Origin of the sequence: Paenibacillus sp. RU5M (assembly GCF_900221055.1) — a bacterium.
In the GTDB taxonomy this organism is placed as follows: Bacteria; Bacillota; Bacilli; order Paenibacillales; family Paenibacillaceae; genus Paenibacillus; species Paenibacillus marchantiae.
This window is the reverse complement of the sequence record NZ_OBQM01000013.1, coordinates 114,075-135,671: the sequence shown is the minus strand read 5'-3', so window position 1 is coordinate 135,671 and position 21,597 is coordinate 114,075. Positions and strand designations below refer to the sequence as shown.

General features: G+C 45.2%; 20 protein-coding genes and 1 pseudogene. 6 read left to right on the top strand and 15 right to left on the bottom strand.

The genetic code is table 11. The features are described from left to right. Nucleotides 1-25: 25 nt before the first annotated feature. From CRO25_RS28135 to CRO25_RS28090, 10 genes are all read right to left on the bottom strand, one after another. Complete coding sequence (locus tag CRO25_RS28135) at nucleotides 26-1,174, bottom strand: ABC transporter permease (protein ID WP_256863769.1); 1,149 nt, start codon at nucleotides 1,172-1,174, stop codon at nucleotides 26-28. Further along, nucleotides 1,174-2,172 carry an ABC transporter permease gene (locus tag CRO25_RS28130; protein ID WP_063567156.1) on the bottom strand — a complete coding sequence of 333 codons (999 nt, stop codon included), beginning with the start codon at nucleotides 2,170-2,172 and terminating at the stop codon, nucleotides 1,174-1,176. Before CRO25_RS28130 ends, CRO25_RS28135 begins: the two co-directional genes overlap by 1 nt. Before the next feature lie 96 nt (nucleotides 2,173-2,268). Beyond that, entirely contained in the window at nucleotides 2,269-4,215 is a 1,947-nt protein-coding gene (locus CRO25_RS28125; RefSeq protein WP_244552241.1) for an ABC transporter substrate-binding protein, read from the bottom strand. A 416-nt stretch (nucleotides 4,216-4,631) separates the two neighbouring features. Continuing rightward, nucleotides 4,632-6,746, bottom strand: coding sequence for a DUF5054 domain-containing protein (locus tag CRO25_RS28120; protein WP_072735656.1), 2,115 nt, complete (start codon nucleotides 6,744-6,746; stop codon nucleotides 4,632-4,634). 107 nt (nucleotides 6,747-6,853) lie between these two features. Then, nucleotides 6,854-8,341, bottom strand: coding sequence for a Vps62-related protein (locus CRO25_RS28115; RefSeq protein WP_079697235.1), 1,488 nt, complete (start codon nucleotides 8,339-8,341; stop codon nucleotides 6,854-6,856). Between the two features lie 389 nt (nucleotides 8,342-8,730). Continuing rightward, nucleotides 8,731-9,870 carry a GntR family transcriptional regulator gene (locus CRO25_RS28110; RefSeq protein ID WP_079697234.1) on the bottom strand — a complete coding sequence of 380 codons (1,140 nt, stop codon included), beginning with the start codon at nucleotides 9,868-9,870 and terminating at the stop codon, nucleotides 8,731-8,733. Between the two features lie 130 nt (nucleotides 9,871-10,000). Further along, on the bottom strand, nucleotides 10,001-10,534 hold the full coding sequence (locus CRO25_RS28105; protein WP_072735659.1) for an HAD family hydrolase: 534 nt from the start codon (nucleotides 10,532-10,534) through the stop codon (nucleotides 10,001-10,003). A 210-nt stretch (nucleotides 10,535-10,744) separates the two neighbouring features. Further along, nucleotides 10,745-11,749 (bottom strand): phosphotransferase enzyme family protein, encoded by a 1,005-nt coding sequence (locus CRO25_RS28100; RefSeq protein ID WP_072735660.1) that lies wholly within the window; start codon nucleotides 11,747-11,749, stop codon nucleotides 10,745-10,747. Nucleotides 11,750-12,137: 388 nt separating this feature from the next. Next, nucleotides 12,138-12,725 (bottom strand): hypothetical protein, encoded by a 588-nt coding sequence (locus CRO25_RS28095; protein ID WP_072735661.1) that lies wholly within the window; start codon nucleotides 12,723-12,725, stop codon nucleotides 12,138-12,140. A 5-nt stretch (nucleotides 12,726-12,730) separates the two neighbouring features. Further along, nucleotides 12,731-14,314, bottom strand: coding sequence for a glycosyltransferase family 39 protein (locus tag CRO25_RS28090; protein ID WP_079697233.1), 1,584 nt, complete (start codon nucleotides 14,312-14,314; stop codon nucleotides 12,731-12,733). A 183-nt stretch (nucleotides 14,315-14,497) separates the two neighbouring features. Here CRO25_RS28090 and CRO25_RS28085 point away from each other — a divergent pair, with 183 nt between their 5' ends. After that, nucleotides 14,498-15,073 (top strand): dihydrofolate reductase family protein, encoded by a 576-nt coding sequence (locus CRO25_RS28085; protein WP_079697232.1) that lies wholly within the window; start codon nucleotides 14,498-14,500, stop codon nucleotides 15,071-15,073. Nucleotides 15,074-15,220: 147 nt separating this feature from the next. Continuing rightward, nucleotides 15,221-15,718: a GNAT family N-acetyltransferase gene (locus tag CRO25_RS28080; RefSeq protein ID WP_079697231.1), complete on the top strand. Its 498-nt coding sequence runs from the start codon at nucleotides 15,221-15,223 to the stop codon at nucleotides 15,716-15,718. A gap of 203 nt (nucleotides 15,719-15,921) precedes the next feature. Here the strand turns inward: CRO25_RS28080 and CRO25_RS28075 are convergent, their stop codons facing one another. Then, on the bottom strand, nucleotides 15,922-17,568 hold the full coding sequence (locus CRO25_RS28075) for an RNA polymerase sigma factor (RefSeq protein WP_179132282.1): 1,647 nt from the start codon (nucleotides 17,566-17,568) through the stop codon (nucleotides 15,922-15,924). 46 nt (nucleotides 17,569-17,614) lie between these two features. Here CRO25_RS28075 and CRO25_RS33115 point away from each other — a divergent pair, with 46 nt between their 5' ends. Continuing rightward, nucleotides 17,615-18,028, top strand: coding sequence for a hypothetical protein (locus CRO25_RS33115; protein ID WP_143806608.1), 414 nt, complete (start codon nucleotides 17,615-17,617; stop codon nucleotides 18,026-18,028). 207 nt (nucleotides 18,029-18,235) lie between these two features. On the opposite strand, the pseudogene CRO25_RS28070 reads toward CRO25_RS33115, so the two are convergent. Both CRO25_RS28070 and CRO25_RS28065 read right to left on the bottom strand, forming a co-directional pair. Continuing rightward, nucleotides 18,236-18,455: pseudogene (locus CRO25_RS28070) on the bottom strand (helix-turn-helix domain-containing protein). Between the two features lie 78 nt (nucleotides 18,456-18,533). Continuing rightward, the gene (locus CRO25_RS28065) at nucleotides 18,534-18,749 is read right to left on the bottom strand and encodes a helix-turn-helix transcriptional regulator (RefSeq protein WP_064642162.1); all 216 of its coding nucleotides are present in this window, start codon (nucleotides 18,747-18,749) and stop codon (nucleotides 18,534-18,536) included. A gap of 119 nt (nucleotides 18,750-18,868) precedes the next feature. On the opposite strand from CRO25_RS28065, the gene CRO25_RS28060 reads away from it, so the two are divergent. Together CRO25_RS28060 and CRO25_RS34340 are read left to right on the top strand one after the other, a co-directional pair. After that, nucleotides 18,869-19,156 (top strand): hypothetical protein, encoded by a 288-nt coding sequence (locus CRO25_RS28060; protein WP_079697229.1) that lies wholly within the window; start codon nucleotides 18,869-18,871, stop codon nucleotides 19,154-19,156. Nucleotides 19,157-19,252: 96 nt separating this feature from the next. Then, nucleotides 19,253-19,333 carry a putative holin-like toxin gene (locus CRO25_RS34340; RefSeq protein WP_350338901.1) on the top strand — a complete coding sequence of 27 codons (81 nt, stop codon included), beginning with the start codon at nucleotides 19,253-19,255 and terminating at the stop codon, nucleotides 19,331-19,333. Between the two features lie 236 nt (nucleotides 19,334-19,569). On the opposite strand, the gene CRO25_RS28055 is transcribed toward CRO25_RS34340, so the two are convergent. Continuing rightward, on the bottom strand, nucleotides 19,570-19,956 hold the full coding sequence (locus CRO25_RS28055; protein ID WP_079697228.1) for an iron chaperone: 387 nt from the start codon (nucleotides 19,954-19,956) through the stop codon (nucleotides 19,570-19,572). 43 nt (nucleotides 19,957-19,999) lie between these two features. Then, a complete protein-coding gene (locus CRO25_RS28050; protein ID WP_079697227.1) occupies nucleotides 20,000-20,662 on the bottom strand; it encodes a M48 family metallopeptidase in 663 nt (220 codons plus the stop codon). 170 nt (nucleotides 20,663-20,832) lie between these two features. Between CRO25_RS28050 and CRO25_RS28045 the strand changes: the two genes are divergently transcribed. Next, nucleotides 20,833-21,591, top strand: coding sequence for a GNAT family N-acetyltransferase (locus CRO25_RS28045; RefSeq protein ID WP_079697226.1), 759 nt, complete (start codon nucleotides 20,833-20,835; stop codon nucleotides 21,589-21,591). Nucleotides 21,592-21,597: the final 6 nt, after the last annotated feature.

Below are 21,597 nucleotides of genomic sequence, written 5' to 3'. Positions count from 1 at the left end.
CCTCGCTTGCCTAGTATTTGGACAATTATTTTTTATACGGATCAGCCGCGTCGCGCAAACCATCGCCGATGAAGTTATAGGTCAATACAGTCAGAATGACAAAAGCGAGTGGAATGAGCTTCCATGGATACAGGGCCACATTTTCAATTTTTTGCGCCTCCTGAAGCAGCACACCCCAACTGGTTGCCGGCGAACGAACGCCCAGACCGAGAAAGCTCATAGCCGTCTCACCCAGAATCATGCTCGGAATCGCCAGGGTTGTCGCCACGACTAAATAACTCATGAAGCCTGGCAGCAGATGTTTGACAATAATCTTTGCGTCTCCTACACCAGCGATCTTTGCAGCTATTACATAATCTTCATTCTTCAACGAAATGAACTTGCCTCTGACCACCCGTGCCAGATCCGTCCAGCCAATAAATGCGAAGATGATCACGATGTATAAATACATGGTCACGACCGGAATACGTGGCGGAATTGCAGCGGATAGTGCCATCCACAACGGCAGCGTCGGAAAGGAACGTATGATTTCGATGATGCGCTGTATCATGGAATCAATCCAGCCGCCAAAATAACCGGAGATGCCTCCAATAATCAAACCCAGAATAAAGCTAATGCCTACGCCGACCAGCGGGATGCTTAGGGAGATTTGACTGCCCAGCACGATCCGGGAGAACAGGTCACGCCCCATACCGTCCGTACCCAGCAGGAATATCCGCCCTGGCTCATCTACAGCGAACAAATGCGTCGACATGGGGATCAGACCAAGAAACTTATATTCTTCTCCCTTTACAAAGAACTTGAAGAAATGCTTTTTTTCGGTATCCGGGACAAACATTTTACGCAATGTTTCGGGGTCACGCTCGCTCTTCAATTCATATACAAACGGCTTGATGTGAAACTTGCCGTCCGCATCAACGAATCGAAGTCCCATTGGCGGGGCATTCACATATTTGCTGTCATAGCTTTGCAGCCCATACGGCGCGATTAACTGTGCGAACAGTGCGATGATGTAAAATGCGCCCAGAATGTACATGCTGATCCGGGCCAACTTGTGTTTCTTGAATTTCTGATATATCAGCCGCCACTGCGAGCTGTATACAGTTTCTTTTGGTGCTGCTGTAACTGGGACTGCCGGCCTTTGACCTTTAAATAACGGTAGTGGTCTCATCATTAGGATCCTCTGAACTCTGTACGTATTTTGGGATCAAGCCAAGCCAGCAAAATATCGGAAATCAATGTTCCGAGAACCGTCAGCAAAGCCATGATCAATAAAAAGGTTCCAGCAAGATACATGTCCTGACCGAGCAATGCATTATGCATAACTGGCCCTTGAATCGGCAGGTTCAATACGATTGCTGTAATGGTAGCGCCGGTAAAGATGGAGGACAGTGACCAGCCAAAGGTACTCACAATAGGATTCAAGGCTGCACGTGTCGGATACTTGAACAGGATTTGCATCTCTGATAAGCCCTTGGCGCGGGCAGTAATAACATTCGGTTTGTTCAACTCATCGAGCATTTGTCCGCGCATGATCCGAATCAGATCCGCAGTACCCGAAAGTCCGATAACAATAACCGGAATCACCATATGCTGCATTAAGTCTTTTACCTTGTCCAGGGACCACGGCGCATTCACGTATTCGTTGGAGAATAAACCGAGCAATGGATTACCGAACCACTTATAGGAAAAGAACATGAGAATAATGGCTAACAAAAAGTTGGGCGTTGCCATTCCGATAAAGCTCAGGCCGGAGAAGAAATAATCGCCCGCAGAATACTGCTTTACCGCCGTGTAGATCCCAACCGGAATCGCGATTATATAATGGAAAGCCATTGTCACCAGCGAGACGACCAGAGTCAGTCCCATATACTGCTGGATCACCGCCATCACCGGTTTGTTGTAGTTGAATGAGAAACCAAAGTCGCCATGCAGGATTATTTTTTTTACCCAGACGAAATATTGTTCATAGATTGGCCTGTCGAGCCCCAGATTCGCCCGCATGTCATCCATCTCAGCCTGGGTCATGATATCGCCCGAAGCGGACATCTTGGCCGAGTAGGAGGATACGTAATCGCCAGGTGGCAATTGAATAATGTAGAAGACGATAAAGGAGATCACAACAACAACAGGAATGGCCAACAGGATTCGTTTTAAAATGTATTCAAACATCTATTCCTCTCCTCTGCACCGTGTGAATGATACAAAAGGAAACAATAGCAAGGATAAATCCCTTCCTCACTATTGTTTACCTGAATGCTTCACCAGCTATTGCTTGATGAAAAATTGTGCCGGATGGCCTTGACCCAGCGAGCGATACTCATCGGACCAGATAAGATCCGTAGGGATGTTATGAATTTTATTCGAGGCTGTAATCAGCACCGGAGTTGGTCCCGCATATCCGATTACCCACTGATTCTTCTGGTGCAGTTTCACGATCTCATTGCTATACTGATTGATTTCATCCAGTGTCTTGCTTGCTTTCACTTTTTCCCAATACTCAAGGATTTTAGCGACATCCCCTTCAGGTTTGACACCTTCCTTGCCGCCAGATTGACTGTATAAGCCGTAATGGCCGAACCATGGTGTGATCACACGGAGCGGAACCATGGTATCCGGTCGGAAGGCTACGTTGACGACAGAAATATTCTCGGTAGTCATCGGAATCTTGTTGGCATATTTCATATCAAAATGTGTGCCTCCGTCAACCACTTTCAGGTTCGTTCGCAGACCCATATCCTCGTAATATTTCTTAAGCAATTCAAGGAATGGTGCTGTATCAGTCGTGCTCTCAATCACCGTAAGCGTCAACTCGGAACCATCAGGGTTCAGACGGAAGTTGTCTTTATCCCGCTTGTTCAAACCTAACTCGTCAAGAATTTGGTTAGCGCGTTCAGGATCGTATTCCGCCCACTGCTGGGCCCACCCTTCCTGATAGCCCATTACGCCTTCCGGTACAGAAGCTTGAATCGGTTCTCCCAGCCCACTGGTCACAATCTCAGACACCTGGTTACGATCCACCCCAATGGAGAGTGCTTCCCTGAACTTGATGTCCTGGAAGAGTTTGCGGAGATTCGGATCTTCCGTAGTCTGGTTTAACTGTACTCCCGCGCTGGACCAAGCTGGTTGTGTCCAAGGGATGATTCGGTAGTCACCTTTTTTCTCATTCTCTTTCAGTACCGTGAAGTCTTTGGAATCAAAGATCACCAGGTTGTAATCGCCGGCAAGCGTTCCAAGTACCTTTTGGCTCGGATCTTGAATCTTAGTCGCTACAATCCGGTCAATATACGGAAGCTGTTTACCTTCTTTATCTGTTTTCCAGTAGTACGGGTTGCGCTCCATGACAAACTGATCGCCATTAGGATCATTGGTTGGAACCCATGCCCGGAGTGTAGGAATCTGGTAGTGCAGCCAATCCGTATACCCGGTTTCCATCAAGAATACTTTGGGATCTTCATAGCCCCATTGCTTCGTAATCTCCAATGTTTTGGCATCCCCTACGAACTCGGGAAGGATGGTTTTGTGAAAGTGTGCAGGAGCGAAGAACCACTTGTTATCGATGGCCACACGTTCCAGGAAGAGCACACTTGGATATTTGTGAGTTACGGTAAACGTGTAGTCATCTACCTTCTTCACTTCAGCCAACGCTCTATCCCCGGTAACAGGGTCAACGGAATAATAAGCGTCATAGATCTTTTTGCCAAAGGTCTCTTTGGTCAACATATGCTCCCAATAAAAGAGAACATCATCCGCTGTGAAAGGAACACCATCGGACCATTTCATGCCTTCCCGCAAATGGATGGTGAACACGGTGGAATCATCATTCACTTCATAGCTCTTGGCTACGTTTGGCTCAACCTTGTTTCCTTCCTTGTTGAAACGAAACAGTGCTTCCTCTGTCGGTTGGCCTATCCCCCACTTATCAGGAACACCAGTCCAAGGCATGTTCCAATCCCCACCATATTGCCCGATTTCCTCGACGACCTCTTCAACCATAATGTCTTTGGAAGCCGGCAGGCGCTCAGCCAGGGCAGGCAATTTACCTTCATCGACAAGCTTTGCCAGCATCGGGGCTTCTTTGGCACTGTTGTCCGTAACAACAGGTTCTTTCACTGTTGATTCCTCATTTTCGTTGTTAGACGAAGATGCAGAGCATCCCCCTAGTAATGTCGTGATTAGGACAAGAACAATTAACAAGTTGCTTTTCCTTTTCAAGCTAAACCCCTCCACGTTTGGATTTGCCATTAACTTGCCTGAATATGCTCTGGTTGGCGCTCACCTCCCTAACGAAATAAACCCTTTATGTACAGATGTAGATACAATTAAACCGGTTTAATTTTTATGCAATAGAGGTTCTCAATCGGGAAAACATCTCATAGAATTAAACCGGTTTAATTGACATATAAGAAAATGTAAACGCTTTATTTGTATATAATACATGGATGACTACGTTCAAGCAATAGGGATTTTACAAAAAAATTCTGTTTTTTCAAATTCATTTCAGAAACAGTTCCGAACAGTTCAGATCTGCTCAAACAGCATCCTCACTCACAAATCCAAGTATAGATTCCAATTGTACTAGGATTATTATCCGATCATCAATTTTTGGTAAAATTCTACATCAACTTCTCTTATTTGCGGTTTGCAGCTGTATTTAGTCGAAAGCGGAATTTGGCATCCTCGCCGTACCACATTGGGAAATTGGTGCCCCAGATATTGTTATGCAGATTAAATTGCCATCCGGATTCAAGCGAAACAAACGAGTTGTCGAATTGCAGCAATCTTCTCTGTCCAGGTGCGACCAAAGCGGAATCCAGTGCTTCAATAGAGGCCTGACCATCTGTGCCCTCATAGAATACTCCCTTGTCTACAGCATGCAGATTGCGGTTGCCGTCTTTTACAACATTCAACGGAGAGATTCGTCCTCCAAGCTTGTCCATCATCCACAGATTGGGGTTATCCACCTTCAGTCCGCATCCAAACCAACTGGCCTCTGGAAGACGATTCGCTTCTTTTCCAAACCATTGCAAGCTAACCTCTACCACTCCTGCCTGTGAAAACGTATATACCAGTTCCAGTTCCTTGGGTGCTCCGTACAATTCATGACTTTCTGTTGGCATGGACAACCGGAACCCATACGTATCGCCATGAGCATTGCCTGACTTGTGCATATCGGTCACGATTGGCAAGTACACCTGATGGCTTGGCAGCGGGCGCACAAATTCAAAGCCAGGTTTGTTGAAGTCGGCATCCGCCCAAGGATGTGTCACAGGCAGGTTCTGCATATAGGTACGGAAATACCTGTCGTAATCCTCCGTCCCGAAGGTTTCATAGGCATAGGCTCCGAACGGATGCTTCGCGTCCACCCAATTCTTTCCCTTCTCGTCCGTCAGCTGAATCAGTGCACCATTGTTATTGAAGGCCAGCCGGTATCCGCCACTGCTATAAACTTGATGACTTACCGCAGATACATTACCGGAAAACACACTTTTAACTGGATTTAGTTGTTCAAAAGCTTGCCGCGCTTCCTTCTGCTTGTCATCACTCAGGCACGCCACAGCCGTGTCCAAATATTCCCGCTGTTCCGCCCAAGAACTCTCTATCATGGAATAGGTACGACGGCTCGACTCCGAAGAGAATAGTCCGCTGGAATGACTGTCGAACTCATCCATGGCGAAGGCACCGATATATTGAAATTTTGCAGGGATATCCTCCACATCGACTTCGTTCATTTCCCGTGCGCGGTTGAAGTCAGGCTTGGCATAATTCCGGAAATCCGGAAGCCATTTCTTCACATCAAGCCCCCACGTATGCTCCACAACCAGCAGCATGGCATCACTCATGCCTTTATATTCTGCGCTTGCCGGATCGATCCGGCCTTCGGTCAGCCACTTGTCTCTTAACCGCTGCAACTGGCGGAATCGGGCTATTTTAAGCGGGTCGGTACCGCCTCCGTGAATCCAAGTATCCCCGAGCTCTTCACGTACAACAGGAAATTGGTCCCGAACCTGATCAAGGTGCACCGCAAATGCATCAAGAGACGACGCCATAATCTCTGCATCGGGGTATCTTTCCTGGATATGCTGGAATTGTTCACGAATCTCTTCTGCGCTTGGCGGTCCGCAATTGTCGCCCGTATGGGCAAACAACAAGATATCATCGATACCTTCTATTTCGACTGCCTCACCATAGGTGTCCGCATAATTGACAATGATCTCACTGCCATCCGCTGCCTGCCATCTGAACAGTTTAGGCACATCCGGGCGCATGGAAGCTGGATTAACCCCAAGATGCATATACCGGATACCCACTTCATTCATCAAAGGCACCATAGACAGGGTATGCCCGGGTACATCCGTCATTTTTGCTGCAATGGTCGTTTTGCCAAATTGTTTATCCAGGTCCAATCCGATGGACAATCCGTAGCGAAATAATGAGGGGTCCATCAGCTCGGTGTGCGTTGTGAACGGTAATCCATGCCATACGATATGACCTTTGCGGATCGCTTGTTCCATGGCCTGTTTGCCCTCTTCGGACGCATGATTCAGATAATGACGGATCATCCAGGAACCCGTGGTCCATATGAACTGCTCTCGTCCTCCCTCTGCTTCCAACTGCGCGGACAAAGCGATAGCTTTGGGTACATACTCTTCCATGTACTGCTTTACGACGTTTTCCGCCAAGTGCGTAAATCCGATATCCAGGTGAGTTTTAAAAACAACATGTACTTTTTTACGGTTAGTCATGGTTGTCTGAGCCTCCGTTGTTAGATTCACAGTTAATACTGTTTATTTGAACAATAAGCATGGAAGACCCGCTTCATGTGAAAGCGAGTCCCCTCGTTAATCATCGCCTAATCTAAAATAACATCATTCGTTAATGCGCCTTTTTCCTGCGGTCCTGTTGGTCCTCCTGCAAGTAGAGGCTGACCAAAGAAGGAGCCTTGGGACGGATTTCCGAATTTATAGACAGATAAGCTGTTCGGATTACTATAATCCCTGTCCAGCCATGATGGCCAAGCATTTCCCAGACCATTGCCTGTTCGAGTATTCGGATAATACTGAAAAGCCTGGATATTGTTCCAGGTATCCCATGCCGTTCCCTGATTCGTCACATCAATCAATTGGGTTACGACGAGTTCCTGATAGACATGATTACCAGGATCTTTCCACATCCCATGGGAACCAAACGCGGAATACGCAACAGGATGTGTATTGTTTACTTTGTCCACTTCACCCCAAGAGTAGGTTGTACCGAAAGAATGCGCGCCATAGTAAACTTGAACCGGCTTCACATAGTTACTGTTCTGATCGGTGAACTTGGCCAATCTGACCGTGACCCGCTCCCAGTCTCCGACATGATCTCCCACTTCCGTACCAAACACCGTTTTCCCAAGATCATAGGGACTGAACTGGAAATATACCAGATCGACGTTGTTATACTCCTTCTCCACCCAAAACGCATAGATCGGCGCATTAGCCAGATCGCCCGTAAAATAAGGTAGTTTCAAGGTATATGGATTCAATTCCGTTTTGGTCTTAAATTCATACAAACCTGAACCTGGATTCACATAGCGATCCACATGCGGCAGGGTATGCTCTACCGAGGACGGGAAATAAACTTCGCCTTGGGCAAACCAGATTTTAGGAGCAAAGGTTTGCAATATTTCACGCTTGGCTGTGTCACTGTAATCGTCACCCGGGACGGCAACCGAGGTGGCATCGAGCGGCGAGATGGCTTCAACCTTCAGGCTCGATACCGAATCATTGATATCTCCGCCAACATAGATCGCATCTGCGGTCAGAACCTTGGAATATCCAGCGAAATTGTAGTCTTTGTACAATGTGACCTTATACCCTGGGGCTACCCGGAGTGCAGAGATGGCATCATTGCCTACTCCAGCCTTCAGTTCATCCACATTATAGCTGCCGATATCAAACTGCTGCTCAAAACCTCCATAAGGCGAATTGGAATATGCGATAACTGGTTTATTGGGGCCTCCAATCTTCTCTACTTTCAGACTGGAGGTCGCGTCGTTAAAATCATCAAGCCATCCCGCATCGCCGGTCAGCGTTTTGGTGTCACCGGAGAAATCCTTGTCACGATACAGGGTCAATCGATATCCCGGAGCTACCTTTACCGAAGATATTTTGTCGTTGCCAACCACGTTAAGCTGATTCACATTGAACTGGCCAATCCCAAACGGTTGGGAGCTGCCTCCAAAATCTCCATCCTGGTAAACCGTTACGGCGTTGTCCTCTTCCGCCTGCGCGGGCTGCGCCAGTGGAAAGAAAAGAGATACTGCCAAGAACGAAGCTGCAAGCAAGGATTTAATTGTCATATTCGGGCTCCTCTTCGAATAATGATTTCGATTATTGCCAACGTTCGTACGTTACATTTCTTTTGGCTCTGCAGGTCATTTCCCAGGATGTATGGTAGCGCTTTCCGGAATATCCTCCCTTCATCCTTGAAAGATATGTGGCATATCTTCACACTAATATATGTCATTGACATATACAATGATATAAATGTAAATTTTTCTCCAAATAAACTTCATATAACTACTATTATTTACATTATATTTGCATAAAACGGTAACAAACATAACAAATTTTGCATTGTTGAGTTTGAATAAGATAGCAAATACGTATATGTCACTGACATATAAAAAACCTTCCTTTTCATTAAAACGAGATAAGGAAGGTTTAAATGGCGGAACCGCTTCAACACTCATTGATTAAGATTACGTACGGAGCTTCGTTCGATGATGGTTGTGTTCACCTTGATGGATAAAGCCCCTTCTCGGGAATTCTCCATACGTTTGCACAGCAAATTCACTGCTGCCTGTCCAAGCTTCTCTGTCGTTTGTCTTGCCGTAGTCAGTGGCACGGGCAGCAGACTCGCCAACTGGATGTCGGAAAAACCAATGATGGACAGTTCCTCAGGTACCTGCTTGTGGATGGATAAGGCCGTGTACAGACCAGAAGTCGCGATATAATCATCCGCACAGACAACGGCTGTCATTGCGGGATTACTTTGAATGAAATCCTTGAGTTGCAGATTCGGCCCATTCAGGTTGAGCATGTAATCCTCTGCACAATCCAGGCAAATATTGCGACCGTTAACAGGCAGTGCGTAGTCCAGCATGGCCTGCACATAACCTTTATAGCGATCCTCCCGGCTCGTCACTCCATCAAACGACATAGAGATATACCCAATTTCCCGATGTCCTCTATCAATCAAATATTCCGTCAAGTTGTAGGCTCCCTGATAATGGTCATGGTACACACAATCAATATTGACCTCACGAAAGATCCGATCGATGATTACCAAAGGGTAATTCAACAGATTAAGCTCCAGCACCTTTTCACTGCAGCGTGTTCGCCCCCTTGGAAACAAAATAATTCCATCGATTCCTTCCTCGTACAACTCTTGTAGGCAGAAGCTCTCATCCTCTTTATCCGTAGTAATCCGAATGAGCAGCTGGCACCCGGATTTACGTGCTTCCTGCTCAACGGATGCTATAATTCTGGCTACGTAATCATCCATATTGGGGAACAGCAGGGCAATTTTTCGCTTTATAAGTTTCTTGTCTGTAGTTACATTCCCCGACAAAAACTCTTTACCCGGGCCGCCCAAATAATCACCCGACACAAATGTCCCCCGCCGCGCCAACCGATAGACAATACCTTGTTTCTCCAAAATTTGCAGCGCAAGCTTGGCCGTCATACGGCTGACAGAATACAGTTTGGCGAGCTCGCCTTCCGATGGCACGGGATCATGTGGCTGCAGTTTCCGGTTACGGATTTCTTCCATCACCAAATCGGCAGTTTGCAAGTACAACAACGGCTTCCGATGTGGTTCCTCCATGTGAACACCTACCCTGTTCCGGATTTTACGATCATTCTATCATTTTCTCATGTAAAAAAGTAAAAATAGCCCTTGAGCAGAAGGTAGAATGACATTCAATCCTTCTGCTCAAGGGCATGCAAGCAAACATTTATTTATTGACTTCGGCATTTAGCCGTTCAATAAGTTCAAGCAGCTCCAACGGTTCACCAACTGTGTGAGTCGGACGTTCTGTTTCATCCACCGGCTCATGGGGATAACGCGGCGTCCAGCTCTGAAAGATGCTGGTGATGCCAAGTGCGTTGGCTCCCTTCATATCACGACTCAGGTTATTGCCAATCATCACTGTTCTTGAAAAATCCCCTTCGGACAAATCAAGGGCACCAATTGCTGCCTTAAACATCCGCGGGCTTGGCTTGCTGGCTTTAATATTCTCCGAAATAATCATTGCGCTAAAATAATCATGAAGTCCATGCTGCTTAAATACGTTCTTGAAGGATTGTGCATCGCCGTCAGCAACCAGGGCCAGCGTGTACCCTTTTTCATGAAGCTTCTGAATCGTAATATCCGCACCCGGAATCAGATCCGCACTCAGAACAATTCCCTCTTCGTCCCGAATCTCGGTCGATTCATCAACAATGGTATCGCCGCTGTCAAAAAAGATAATTAACTTTTTGTCGTCCATGTTCGTTATGACCGTCCTCTTCATTCAATTGGTGAAACGAATTGTCGGTTTCCACTTGACCATGTAATCCAACATTGATGTTCTAATAAAAGGTATAGCGCTTAATCTAATGTTACAATGGAGACGAATAAAAAATCAATCATTATTTCGTTGCACTTATGCAGATGCCAGATTTAAGCTTAATCATCTTGACCGAAAAAGTACTGAGGATCAATTTGCCGGTAGTTGGAGGGGCTGCTGCTGACCAAACTGCTTTGATTTCACTGTCATCTCTTTATCCAGCCTTGCTCTTAATCCACTCATCCACTCCGGCTCATTTGCCCATTGTTCTGCCCCAGATCGAAGCACACGTACATAACCGTACAGATTGGCAAAGCGACGACATGCTGGGAACATCGACTCCATATCATAGGCGTCTCCTGCTTCTTTCCAATACCCTTGCAAGAATATTTGCTTCTTCTGTTCCCATTCATCCGGCTGAATTTCATCCCGTAAACTATCCAGACTCTGCTCCACATCCATTGCGTACCAGTGGTACATGGCGTCATCGAAATCAATGGCGTAACAGGAATGACTCTCCTCGTCATAGAAGACATTATCCAGTTCAAAATCATAATGAATTAACCCGAAGTTCTGCTCTGTAACGGGCCAATTTGCAAAATAATTCCGGAGAACTTCTACCTCATTGAGCGCCGCATTCTCGCCAGGGAACTCCCCCAGAACGTCCTTCATCCAATCCAGTACATCGGTATACGTCCAGCGTTTTGCCTGTTTGGGTGTGTATTCACAAGATAAACGATGCAGCTTACCCAATGCCTCACCCAAGCTGTGCACGATCTGGTCATTTATATCGATACTGCCCATCTGGTTACCAGGAACTCGTTTGAATACAGAGGCATAATACATTCCCCAAGGCGTATGAGCCACTACCAGCTCTTTTCCTGCATGGGAAGGTACTGCTTCCATGGCGCCATATTGATTTAGTTTAAGATAGGACAGGAACTCCAGCTCCGCTGCAAGATTGGTTTGATTTTTCTCATCTACAGGGGCAAAACGAAGCAAGTAAACCTCTCCCTGATCCCTGAACGGATACACAGCATTGGAGGATATACGATAATACTGGAACATGTCCAGTGACTCCGGATCATAACCCCAGTTTTTCAAAATCATCTCGGCGAGATCGTTATTATGGAATAAATATTTAAGTTTTAACATGGGCATATCTCCTTAGTGGTCATTTAATATAGAACGCTTTTAGAGTTCCGAATCCTATTTTTGCGCGCAAAAAGCCGCAGGCTATGCCTGCGGCTTTAAAAATTCTGGATACACGGGTTTACTTGCATAAGCAAATAAACCTCGTGCATACCAGGAAAAATGAGCAGTTATATCCCTATATGTCGGCAGACTTCAGATCGTCACATTAGCAGACTCCAAATGCTTCGCCATGTGTCCGTTGCTCTGCCGGATCTATTCAGTTCGTAATCACCTTAATTGTTGTAGTAACGCTTTGCATCATCTTAGCCCGTCGTTTCATGACGCTCACTCCTTCCGAAAATCAAGTTATTTCCATAATAGTCCATCAAGTAATCATAGGCAATGAAAATCAGGACTGTGTAACCACCATTCGCTCTACGGTCTCGGTGTTCTCCTTATACCAAACCATAACGACATCTCCCTCTTTCAGATCAGACACCTGAATAGATGAATTAGCATTTTGGTTGTTACCTGGGACACCTATGCCCATGCCTTCCGTGATATCCACATCCTCACTGATGTTCAATTTCATTTCAATACCCGTATCTTTCATATCCATGCTTCCGCCTCTGGAGGCGCCTGATTGTCTTCCATTTCCATTAGTCGAGCCTGTGGATGAGTTGTCCTGCACCTCAAGTAACGAGATCGTGACGGTACTCCCTGTGGCAGAGATCACTCTGCCTGTAAGATCGGCATTCATCATCCCCCGCATATTGTCCTGACCGCCTGTTCTGCCATTCATCCCTTGCCCTCCGCCCCTCTGTGCTCCTCCATTCATGCCCGGGCCACCGCCATTCATCATTCCGCCACCGTTTATGCCTTGTGCAGAACCGGTATTCGTAATGTTCTGGGCAGTAATAGCATCGCAAGCAGAGAGCAAAACTGAGCAGGTCAGCAGCAAGAGTATAGCCGATATGAGATAACCATTTTTCCGCATACGGATCACCCTTTTCTCAGGGAAGAACGTTCCCAGCCAAGTTTTCTATGAAACATGAAGTTATACGCATCTTTAAATCCCATGTACGACAATACAACCAGTAGTGGATATACGGGATAGATATACCTCGATTTAATCTCCCACAGAATATAGAACCCGATAAATCCGAGAATAACCAGAATCAAAGAGACTTCGTCATACCGCTTTCCACGAATTCCACCGACCAAGCGAATGAAAATAAAACAGTACATCATGAAATTCATCACATAAACGACCCAAAGCACCCCCGTCCGGTAGACGGAATCTCCCTTGAATAAGTCTGTTACCGCATTGGTATAACTGTAGGAGCCGGCAATTCCGCCACCTCTTCCTCCTCCCATACCCGAGGAGCTTTCATTACCGATGCCATATCGATCCATTTGGTAGGTACCTTCGGTCCAGGTCCAAATGATCTTTTTGTAATACATCTGCGCCAAATCACTTAAGCTGGCTTCCGATAGCTTGCGTTCAATCTCCTGCTTGTACAGTTCTGTACTTTCAGCTTTATTATAGTTGGCTTCTCTTTGATAGATCTGGTAACTCTCCATGTTGTCCCAGAAGCCGAATCGTTCCAGATTAATACCCATGTTCAACCACATATAGACCGGTGCCGAATTTTCCCCAACAGGCTCACTTACAGCACCTGAAGATTTTAATACCGCATTCTGAGTCCATCCTGGGACGTTAAACAACATAGCCAGCACGAAGATGGAGGCAATCACTTTCTTGAATCCAATACTTCGCATATTCAGCAGGATGGTTAACATAGCAGCAATCAGCACAATTACGCCAATGCTTCGGAAGTAGTTGCCAATGGCGAGCAGAATGGCGGCAATAACGATCGTCTGCCAAGACTTTTCACGTATAAACCGAATCAAAAAGTATAAACAAGATGTCAGAAATGCCGTAGCAATAACATCGTTATAGATCAGGTTGTTCAGGAACAGGGATGGCAGATACGTGGCTGCAAAGATCAGAACCCCGTAATCACGTTCCGCGGACTTATGATTTAACTGTTTATAAATGAGATAAATCATTAATGTCGTTACCGTTGCAAACAAAATATTGAACAGCTTGATTACCAGATAATTATCCGGGAACAGGTACAGCAATGTCTTTAGATACAAGACGGTGGAAAAGTTGAACGGGAACATGTGCAGATATCCGCCCGATTCAAACGAAGAATAATCGTGATCGTAAAGCATGTTCATCGCGAGTGAAAGCACGGTCTGTGAATCATCCGTAGGCACTCGTGGAAACACGAAGATAATGATGATTTGAATGGCAAGAGAACATAGCAGCACCACCGGAATGACAACCTTTGGACTGTATTTGTTCAGCTTCAGGCAAAGACGGTATAGCCCGATACCCGATACTAGAAGCAAAGCAATCACCGGGATAAAAATACTCCACTGCTGCGTACCCAGAATCGGATTATCCCCATACAAGGTGTAGTTGTACTGCGCCCGGACAAACAGGGTCGACACGATAAACACGCCGACAAAAACAAGCAGAATGAGATAAAGCGACTTATGGATCACCTTAGACATGCCAAAACTCCTTTTCCAGTACAGGATTCGGGAATAGTATAATGCCTTTACCTGAAAAAAGGCTGAATTCAGATTTGTGCTTAAGAATGCTCATATAGACAACAAGGAATATGAGGATACCTCATCGAATAAGAAAAATATGTTCATAGTTAGATATCCCTCATGCACAAAGGAGAACTGAAAATGAGAAAACTCTTTCTATTTCTTCACGCATCGCTTGACGGTTTTGTAGAAGGGCCGAATGGTGAAATGGACATTGGCTGGGTTGCCTACGATGCTGATTTGGAGAAACACGCGAAAGAAATTCTGAGTACTGCCGACACTGTCATTTGGGGGCGTGGGACTTATCAGATGATGCACAGTTACTGGCCATCTGTGCCTTCGGACCCGTCAGCTTCGCAACATGAACGGGATCATGCTGAGTGGATCGAAAAGACAGCCAAAATCGTTTTTTCCACGACGTTGGAGAAAGTCGAATGGAATAATTCAAGACTCGTGAAAGAAGATATCGAGGAAGAGATCAATAACCTTAAACAGCAGCCAGGCAAAGATATGGTCATCCTCGGCAGTCCTAGGTTCGCACACCACCTTATGCAGCTTGATTTAATTGATGAGTATAAAATTACGGTTTCTCCCGTCCTGATCGGTAAGGGATTGCCATTATTCCAAGGCCTCAAGGAGAAGATCAATCTTAAGCTAATCGAAAATAAGACCTTTGATTCTGGAGCCATTGGTCTCGTTTACCAGACGGTAAGATGACCTTATCACTTAAGGTGATTACGCTAAAAGAAAGCTCAATAAGACCAAGAAAGCAGCTGATCAACGTGATCGGCTGCTTTTATTCAACTAACGGGCAGGTTAGTTGAATAAGATGTATAATATTGGATGTGTATTAAGGGGGATTCGATGTTTATCAGAGAGATAGAACCTGAGGATGCTGAAAGTTTTAATTTGCTTATGAAGGAAGTTGAAACCGAGGCTTATTATATGCTTATGGAACCAGGAGAAAGAAAAGGTTCTTCTGAACAGCAACGTAAATGGCTGGAACGAGTGAAAAAAGTGAGTAATTCAACAGTACTTGTTGCAGAACAAGCTGGAAAGTTAGTAGGATATATAGCAGTCATTGGCGGAGACACAAGAAGAACAAAGCATTCAGCATACCTAGTTATAGGTATTTTAGAAGAGTACACAGGGCGTGGTATAGGAACAAATCTATTTCAAAGGTTAGAAGAATGGGCAAGAGCTCATAATATCTTACGATTAGAACTTACAGTGGTCATTCAAAATGAAGCAGAAGTATCTTTATATAAAAAAATGGGATTTGAGATAGAAGGAATAAAAAGAAACTCTCTATTGATAAATGACAAACTTTTCGACCAGTATTATATGTCTAAATTATTATAGTAGTTTGTTAAGCTAACGTAAAAACATTAACTCAATAGATACAAAGATGGCAGCCGATCATTTAATCGGCTGCCTTTGTTCAACTAACGGGCAGTTTTGCTGAGATCTGCTGAGTAGTGGAGCATCTGGCCTCTCACGGTTGGTTGCGGAAAATTGGCCACCGCCCGGGAACGGCTATTCTTCGTATACATTTCCGAACCGACTTACTTGACCGGCCCCATCCAGGTTGAAATCGTCTTCTGCTGGTGCGGCAACGGCGGTTTCAACTTCCCGTTATCGATCAAATGCTTCAAAATATAAGCGACAAGCCGGCCTCCGCCGGTGTTGCCTCTCACCATGTATGCAAGCTGCGGCTCCAAATGCTTCGGCTGATTTTGCAGGAACAGCTTGAGCATTTTGTCGTAGAGCTTGCCGACAGCAGGCGCATACAGAGCGGACAAATCCGGCATTGCCTTGTTCAACCGATCCAACGTTTGCGGAGAGTCGATCCAAACCGCATTGAACTTGTACCCCTCCTCCGTCTTGCAGATGTACCCCTTCTCCAGCAGGAACGAATATTGCTCGGCGTTCTCTTCGTTGTCGGGCAGTTCCCCTTGTTGGAACGCATGACAAATCTCGACATTCCGGTATTCCAGGAAACGCCAATCCATCTGGCGGTCGCTCCAGTACGTATTGAATTGCCACAAGTATAAGGGAGTGTCTTCGACGTAGCGGAGCGACGGACCGAAGGTGACGTAACTACTCAAATCAAAACCCGGATCGGCATTGTGGCTCCGGTTTAACGCCGCATAGGCAATATACTGACCTCCGTCCTTTCGCATTGGTGCGACCGCATCGAAGTTTTCGCCCGCCGGCATGCTCCGCCAAGATTGCTCCTCGACGTTCTTGGGCAGCAAGGTCCAGAGCAGGAAGTTATAGTCGCCGTCCGGAACGTACACTCCGCTATCCTCGACTTGCCGGCGAACTTCCATTAACGCGTCAAAATGAACATCGGCCACTTCGGCGGCGCAATCTTGCCAGAATTGATGACCGGCTACGGCCAACTCGAAGAGGTCCCAGACGATGGTATTGCTTTGATATTTGCCGGGAGAGGTTTGGATGAGGAAATTGTAATCGGCCAGGTGCCGGACTTCGCCTTCCAGCAAAGACGGCGGCATTCCGAGCTCCTCCGCGATTTGATGTACGGTACGCGCCTTGTGATAAGCCGCGTAAACGATATTTTGCGCCAAGGCGCGTCCAAGAAAATCGTTGGTTTCGCCCAGTCTGCCGGCCGAACCGGAATGGCCCATTTCCCCCATGCTGACCGGATTGACACTTAAAGTTCCTGTTGCACGCATACGTTTCATCCCTTTCCGTAACTTCTTTTTAGCCTCGCTCAAATGCCACTTCACCGTGCCTACAGGAATGTTCAGAGCAATCGCGATATCGCCGATTTTAAGCTCGTCGTAGTAATGCATGACCACGATCCGGCGATGGATGTCGGACAGAAACGCGACTTCTCGGCGGAGCTCGCGGTAAGCTTCGGTTACCAGCAGCCGGTCAAGAGGCTCCCGGGAAGGGGCGGCAGACAGTTCGGACATGCCGTTGATTTCGAACGCTTGGGGAGCGTGCGCACGCTTTTTCAACCAATTCACCCAAGTGTATCGGGCAACCGTCCAGACGTAAGCGTCAAGGCTTCTAATGTCCCGGACCCCAGAGAAGGATTTCAACAACTGCAGCATAATCTCCTGAGCCAGATCCTCCGCCTCGGCCCGCTGCTTGACCCGGTTTAACGCAAAACCGAAAATCGGTTTGACATAGCTCCGAATCGCTTCCGCCGCTTCTTTTCCGTTTTTACCAATTGAATCCATCTTTTGCCTCCATAGTTGCATCTGTAATTCCTGACAATTATATAGTGTGCCAGGCGAAATAAAGGTTGGGATTATTTCAAAAAAATTTGGGCGTCCTACCGGATTCCATCATACATGTATAATTACAAACATCAGAGGAACTATTAATTTACGAAATGCTGAATACACGGAAGGACAAATAAAGGTCGGGTATGAAGTGAATGGATTCAGTTTGAAAGAGTATAATGTTTCTTGTAAGCTTTATAATGACGGAAATTTAATTTCATCTTCTGGCTCGACAGATGGAGGCTTAATAGAATTAGACGAACAGCATTATTACTTTGTCGGATTTGAGAATATAGATCAAGTTAATCTGCCTGACTCTATAAATCTAACTGTGGAAATTACAGTGATACCAAATGATTCTGGACAAAAACCTTTAACAGCATCATTCAATGTGGATCTTGATAAAGAAATGTAAATAGAATCAAATATCATAATAGTTTTTCGTTTAATTTCCTTCTACACTAGTTGGTCTCCGTAGTTAAAACATCCAACTAACGGGAAACGATAGCTCAATAAACCGCCTTTTCACAAAGGCGGTTTTCTTATGGTCACAAATCAACATTAGATTTTAACATAGCCATTTTTTTAAAAGAGTATAGGGCTTTAAGCTAATCGTTGAAGATCACTTTTCGTCCTTAATAAACTCAATAATATCCTGGATCTCACAATCCAAAGCCTCGCATATTCGATTCAGCGTATCAAACTTCACGCCATCTGTTTCCTCATTATATAATTTGGCAATCCCATTTCTATGTAGTCCGGTTAGTCGGGATAAATCGGGATAAATCGGCAATGTTAATTCGTTTCTCTCCCATAATGCGAGATAAATGAATCTTAATCATACATGTTCTCCTCCAAACAAACAGGTATAACCCCATGATTGTAAAAGTGCACCTCAGCCTAATATTGCCTGTTAAACATCACTTCTCGTCAATATACTTGATTAAGTCGCCTGGCTGACATTCCAGTGCTACACAAATTTTCTCAAGGGTTTCGATTGTGATCGATTTGACTTCAAAACCGCTATCCGTTACCCATTGTCCAATGGTATTCGGACGAACTCCTGTTTTTTTAGCCAAAGCATACATAGACATACCCTTATCCTTCAGAACTTGTTCGAGAGTGAATTTGATCATCTGAAAACATCCCTTAACATAAAATATAGTAACTCTTGACGTTAATAACTAATTAAGTCATCATAACTCTATGAGTTATTAAATCTCTATAGTTCAATTCATAGAAAGTAGGAGAATGCATGATAGAATCTCTGGAATCTTTGGCAGAACCGTTAATCCGAACGCGCTTAGAGTTATTATACAACAATTTGTCTCACACGCAGCCTGATTATACCCAACTATCTGAAGAATCTGATCATTATTTTCATACCATCCGTCAAGCTTTACCTGAATATCTGAATCAGACCATTTTTTTATATGAAGATACTCAACTTTCTATGCAAACACTTCTGGAAAGAGAGATTTATTTACAAGGGTTTCGGGATGCCCTGCAACTAATGAGCGAGTTACATATACAAAGATTCTGACGCCATAGCTTCTTACAAAATATGCTATAATCACAAAGTAATAGAATAGGCTTAAAGGGTCGGTCGGCTACCTCGCCATGAAGGGAGGGATGCCCTGTGACAGTTTTTGAAGCAATCATGTTGATGCTTACCTTCGGTACGCTCATCGTTGCCATTCTGTCCGATAAACGCAAATAGACCGCCCCCATAGCAAAGGATCGCGGTCTATTTCATCGTGCCCTTATGTTACCGAAGCCCACCGCCCTTAAAAGCGGCTATTGCTCAGAGGAGTCGTGTTACCAGCACGGCTCTCTTTGCATTTTACGTCTAATCTGCTCTAATTATACCATACTCAAATCTTTGAAGTCACACATAAACCGTGTTAATCATCGTACATTTCCTTATATTCATGCATATATTTACGGTACCACCCACTACTTCTTTCGCTTCTTTTCCCGAGCCTTTTCCACATTCGCTTGCACCCGAAATTCCACGATCCGGCGGATCAATTCTTCTGGCAATGGTTGATCTAATGGAAATTGAACCGATCCTTTGGCTCCTTTATACCGTGAGAGTTCTTCCTTAAACGCTTCGATCCCACTGGAACCCGGGTAAAATCCAATATGCTTGGAGTACGCTGCAAAATGAACCAAGTTCCCGTGCTCTGCATACGTTGGCATCTTGTAACTGATCTTCTCCATGGCATTGGGAGCGGAATCGCGAATAATCTGTCTTAATGATTGTAATTTAACCTGTACATCTGAAGGAAATTGCGAGATATATTCATCTACCAACACATCAAAAGAGGTACTCTCTGACATCTTGAACTCCTTCCACCACGTCCATTCGTGGTATGGGCATTTTTCACAACGTCATGGCTCGGCCATTTCGCATCAGATAATCCTCCTTGGCTTTGTAGTCGGGCATAATACTGCCCACACGGCGCCAGAACGAACGATCATGATTCATATGATGGATGTGGCATAACTCATGGATGATTACGTAATCAATCACCTCTAGTGGAGCCATCGCTAAACGGTAGTTAAACGTCAGCTTTTTATCCCAACTGCAGCTTCCCCACTTGGTCGCCGATTCTACGATATCCACAGACTTCGGCTTCACCTTCAACTCCTGCTGGTAACGGCCGATGCGCTCACCGATCATTCTTTTACACTCGGCAAAATAAAACTTCTTCAGATTCGCACGCAATTCCTCTTCCGAACGTCCCTCTACGTCAATTAACTCATGCAGTGCATGTTCTTTGCCAAAGAGCAGAAACTTCCCTTTGCCTTCCTCTTCATATTCTTTCGCTTGAGGACCGTCCAACGCCTGCTGCATCAGAGCTGATTTCGTCAAAATTACTTCCCCATGTTGCGCAACAAGCTGCCGGATCATGTCTTCGCTGGTACCATTGGGAGCCTTGATTGTGACCATATAGGGTAAATCCATCGTAATGGAAGCTTTCTTCCTTTTCCCATATTCGATGTGACAGTTAATGATGTGATTGTTTATTTCAATAGATAGCATAACCTGCTCCACTTCTTTCGATATTTCAATTTCAAAATTCTAATTTATTCATTCAAATTGTAACCCATTCTGTGACTCTATGCATAATGTTCAGCGTTATTACATATTTTATATTGAATTTTTATTCATTAATATCTATTATTATAAAATTATAAGATAGGAGGATAGATATGATCCCTACATCGAATTCGGATTATAAAACCATTGAGGAACTATCACTCAACCATTGGCAGCCCTTATCCACCTTACTTTTTGACGGATGGGTACTGCGTTTTGCACAGGGATATACGAAGCGCGCCAACTCCATTCAACCCCTTCACTACTCTACCCAAGATGTGCATGAAAAGATCGAGCAATGCGAGCGAATCTACGCTTCCAATCAATTAAGTACCATATTCAAGATTACGCCGTTTATCCAGCCGGATCATCTCGACCAGCTTTTACATGAAAAGGGGTATGATGTTGTGGATCTGAGCCGGGTCCAGACTCGGAGCTTGGATACCATTAAGGAGCCTGAGCACTCTGCTGTAAAAATGGACGAACAGTTAACCGGAGAGTGGCTGGATCACTTTTGCAGACTAAATCAGGTAAATGATCTGCATCGGGGAACGATGGAACAAATGTTGACCAACATCCGTACGCGCACAGGTTTCATCTCGCTGTTCATCGACGGACAAGTCGTTGCTTGTGGATTCGGTGTGGTGGAACGAGGCTATATTGGACTGTATGACATCATTACGGACGCTAACTTTCGGAATCAGGGATTGGCTGAACAAATGATCCTTCATCTATTGCATTGGGGAAAAGAGAATGGCGCTACCTCCAGTTACCTGCAAGTAGTTGCTAATAATGCTCCCGCAATAAAACTGTATGCCAAACTTGGATTCTCGGAAATCTATACATACTGGTATAGGGTCAAGAAAGCTTAAGCTTTT

Coding starts and splice junctions, on each gene's coding strand:
- CRO25_RS28135 (WP_256863769.1), bottom strand. CDS start 1,174: ATGATGAGACCACTACCGTTATTTAAAGGTCAAAGGCCGGCAGTCCCA.
- CRO25_RS28130 (WP_063567156.1), bottom strand. CDS start 2,172: ATGTTTGAATACATTTTAAAACGAATCCTGTTGGCCATTCCTGTTGTT.
- CRO25_RS28120 (WP_072735656.1), bottom strand. CDS start 6,746: ATGACTAACCGTAAAAAAGTACATGTTGTTTTTAAAACTCACCTGGAT.
- CRO25_RS28115 (WP_079697235.1), bottom strand. CDS start 8,341: ATGACAATTAAATCCTTGCTTGCAGCTTCGTTCTTGGCAGTATCTCTT.
- CRO25_RS28110 (WP_079697234.1), bottom strand. CDS start 9,870: ATGGAGGAACCACATCGGAAGCCGTTGTTGTACTTGCAAACTGCCGAT.
- CRO25_RS28105 (WP_072735659.1), bottom strand. CDS start 10,534: ATGGACGACAAAAAGTTAATTATCTTTTTTGACAGCGGCGATACCATT.
- CRO25_RS28100 (WP_072735660.1), bottom strand. CDS start 11,749: ATGTTAAAACTTAAATATTTATTCCATAATAACGATCTCGCCGAGATG.
- CRO25_RS28095 (WP_072735661.1), bottom strand. CDS start 12,725: ATGCGGAAAAATGGTTATCTCATATCGGCTATACTCTTGCTGCTGACC.
- CRO25_RS28090 (WP_079697233.1), bottom strand. CDS start 14,314: ATGTCTAAGGTGATCCATAAGTCGCTTTATCTCATTCTGCTTGTTTTT.
- CRO25_RS28085 (WP_079697232.1), top strand. CDS start 14,498: ATGAGAAAACTCTTTCTATTTCTTCACGCATCGCTTGACGGTTTTGTA.
- CRO25_RS28080 (WP_079697231.1), top strand. CDS start 15,221: ATGTTTATCAGAGAGATAGAACCTGAGGATGCTGAAAGTTTTAATTTG.
- CRO25_RS28075 (WP_179132282.1), bottom strand. CDS start 17,568: ATGGATTCAATTGGTAAAAACGGAAAAGAAGCGGCGGAAGCGATTCGG.
- CRO25_RS28065 (WP_064642162.1), bottom strand. CDS start 18,749: ATGATCAAATTCACTCTCGAACAAGTTCTGAAGGATAAGGGTATGTCT.
- CRO25_RS28060 (WP_079697229.1), top strand. CDS start 18,869: ATGATAGAATCTCTGGAATCTTTGGCAGAACCGTTAATCCGAACGCGC.
- CRO25_RS28055 (WP_079697228.1), bottom strand. CDS start 19,956: ATGTCAGAGAGTACCTCTTTTGATGTGTTGGTAGATGAATATATCTCG.
- CRO25_RS28050 (WP_079697227.1), bottom strand. CDS start 20,662: ATGCTATCTATTGAAATAAACAATCACATCATTAACTGTCACATCGAA.
- CRO25_RS28045 (WP_079697226.1), top strand. CDS start 20,833: ATGATCCCTACATCGAATTCGGATTATAAAACCATTGAGGAACTATCA.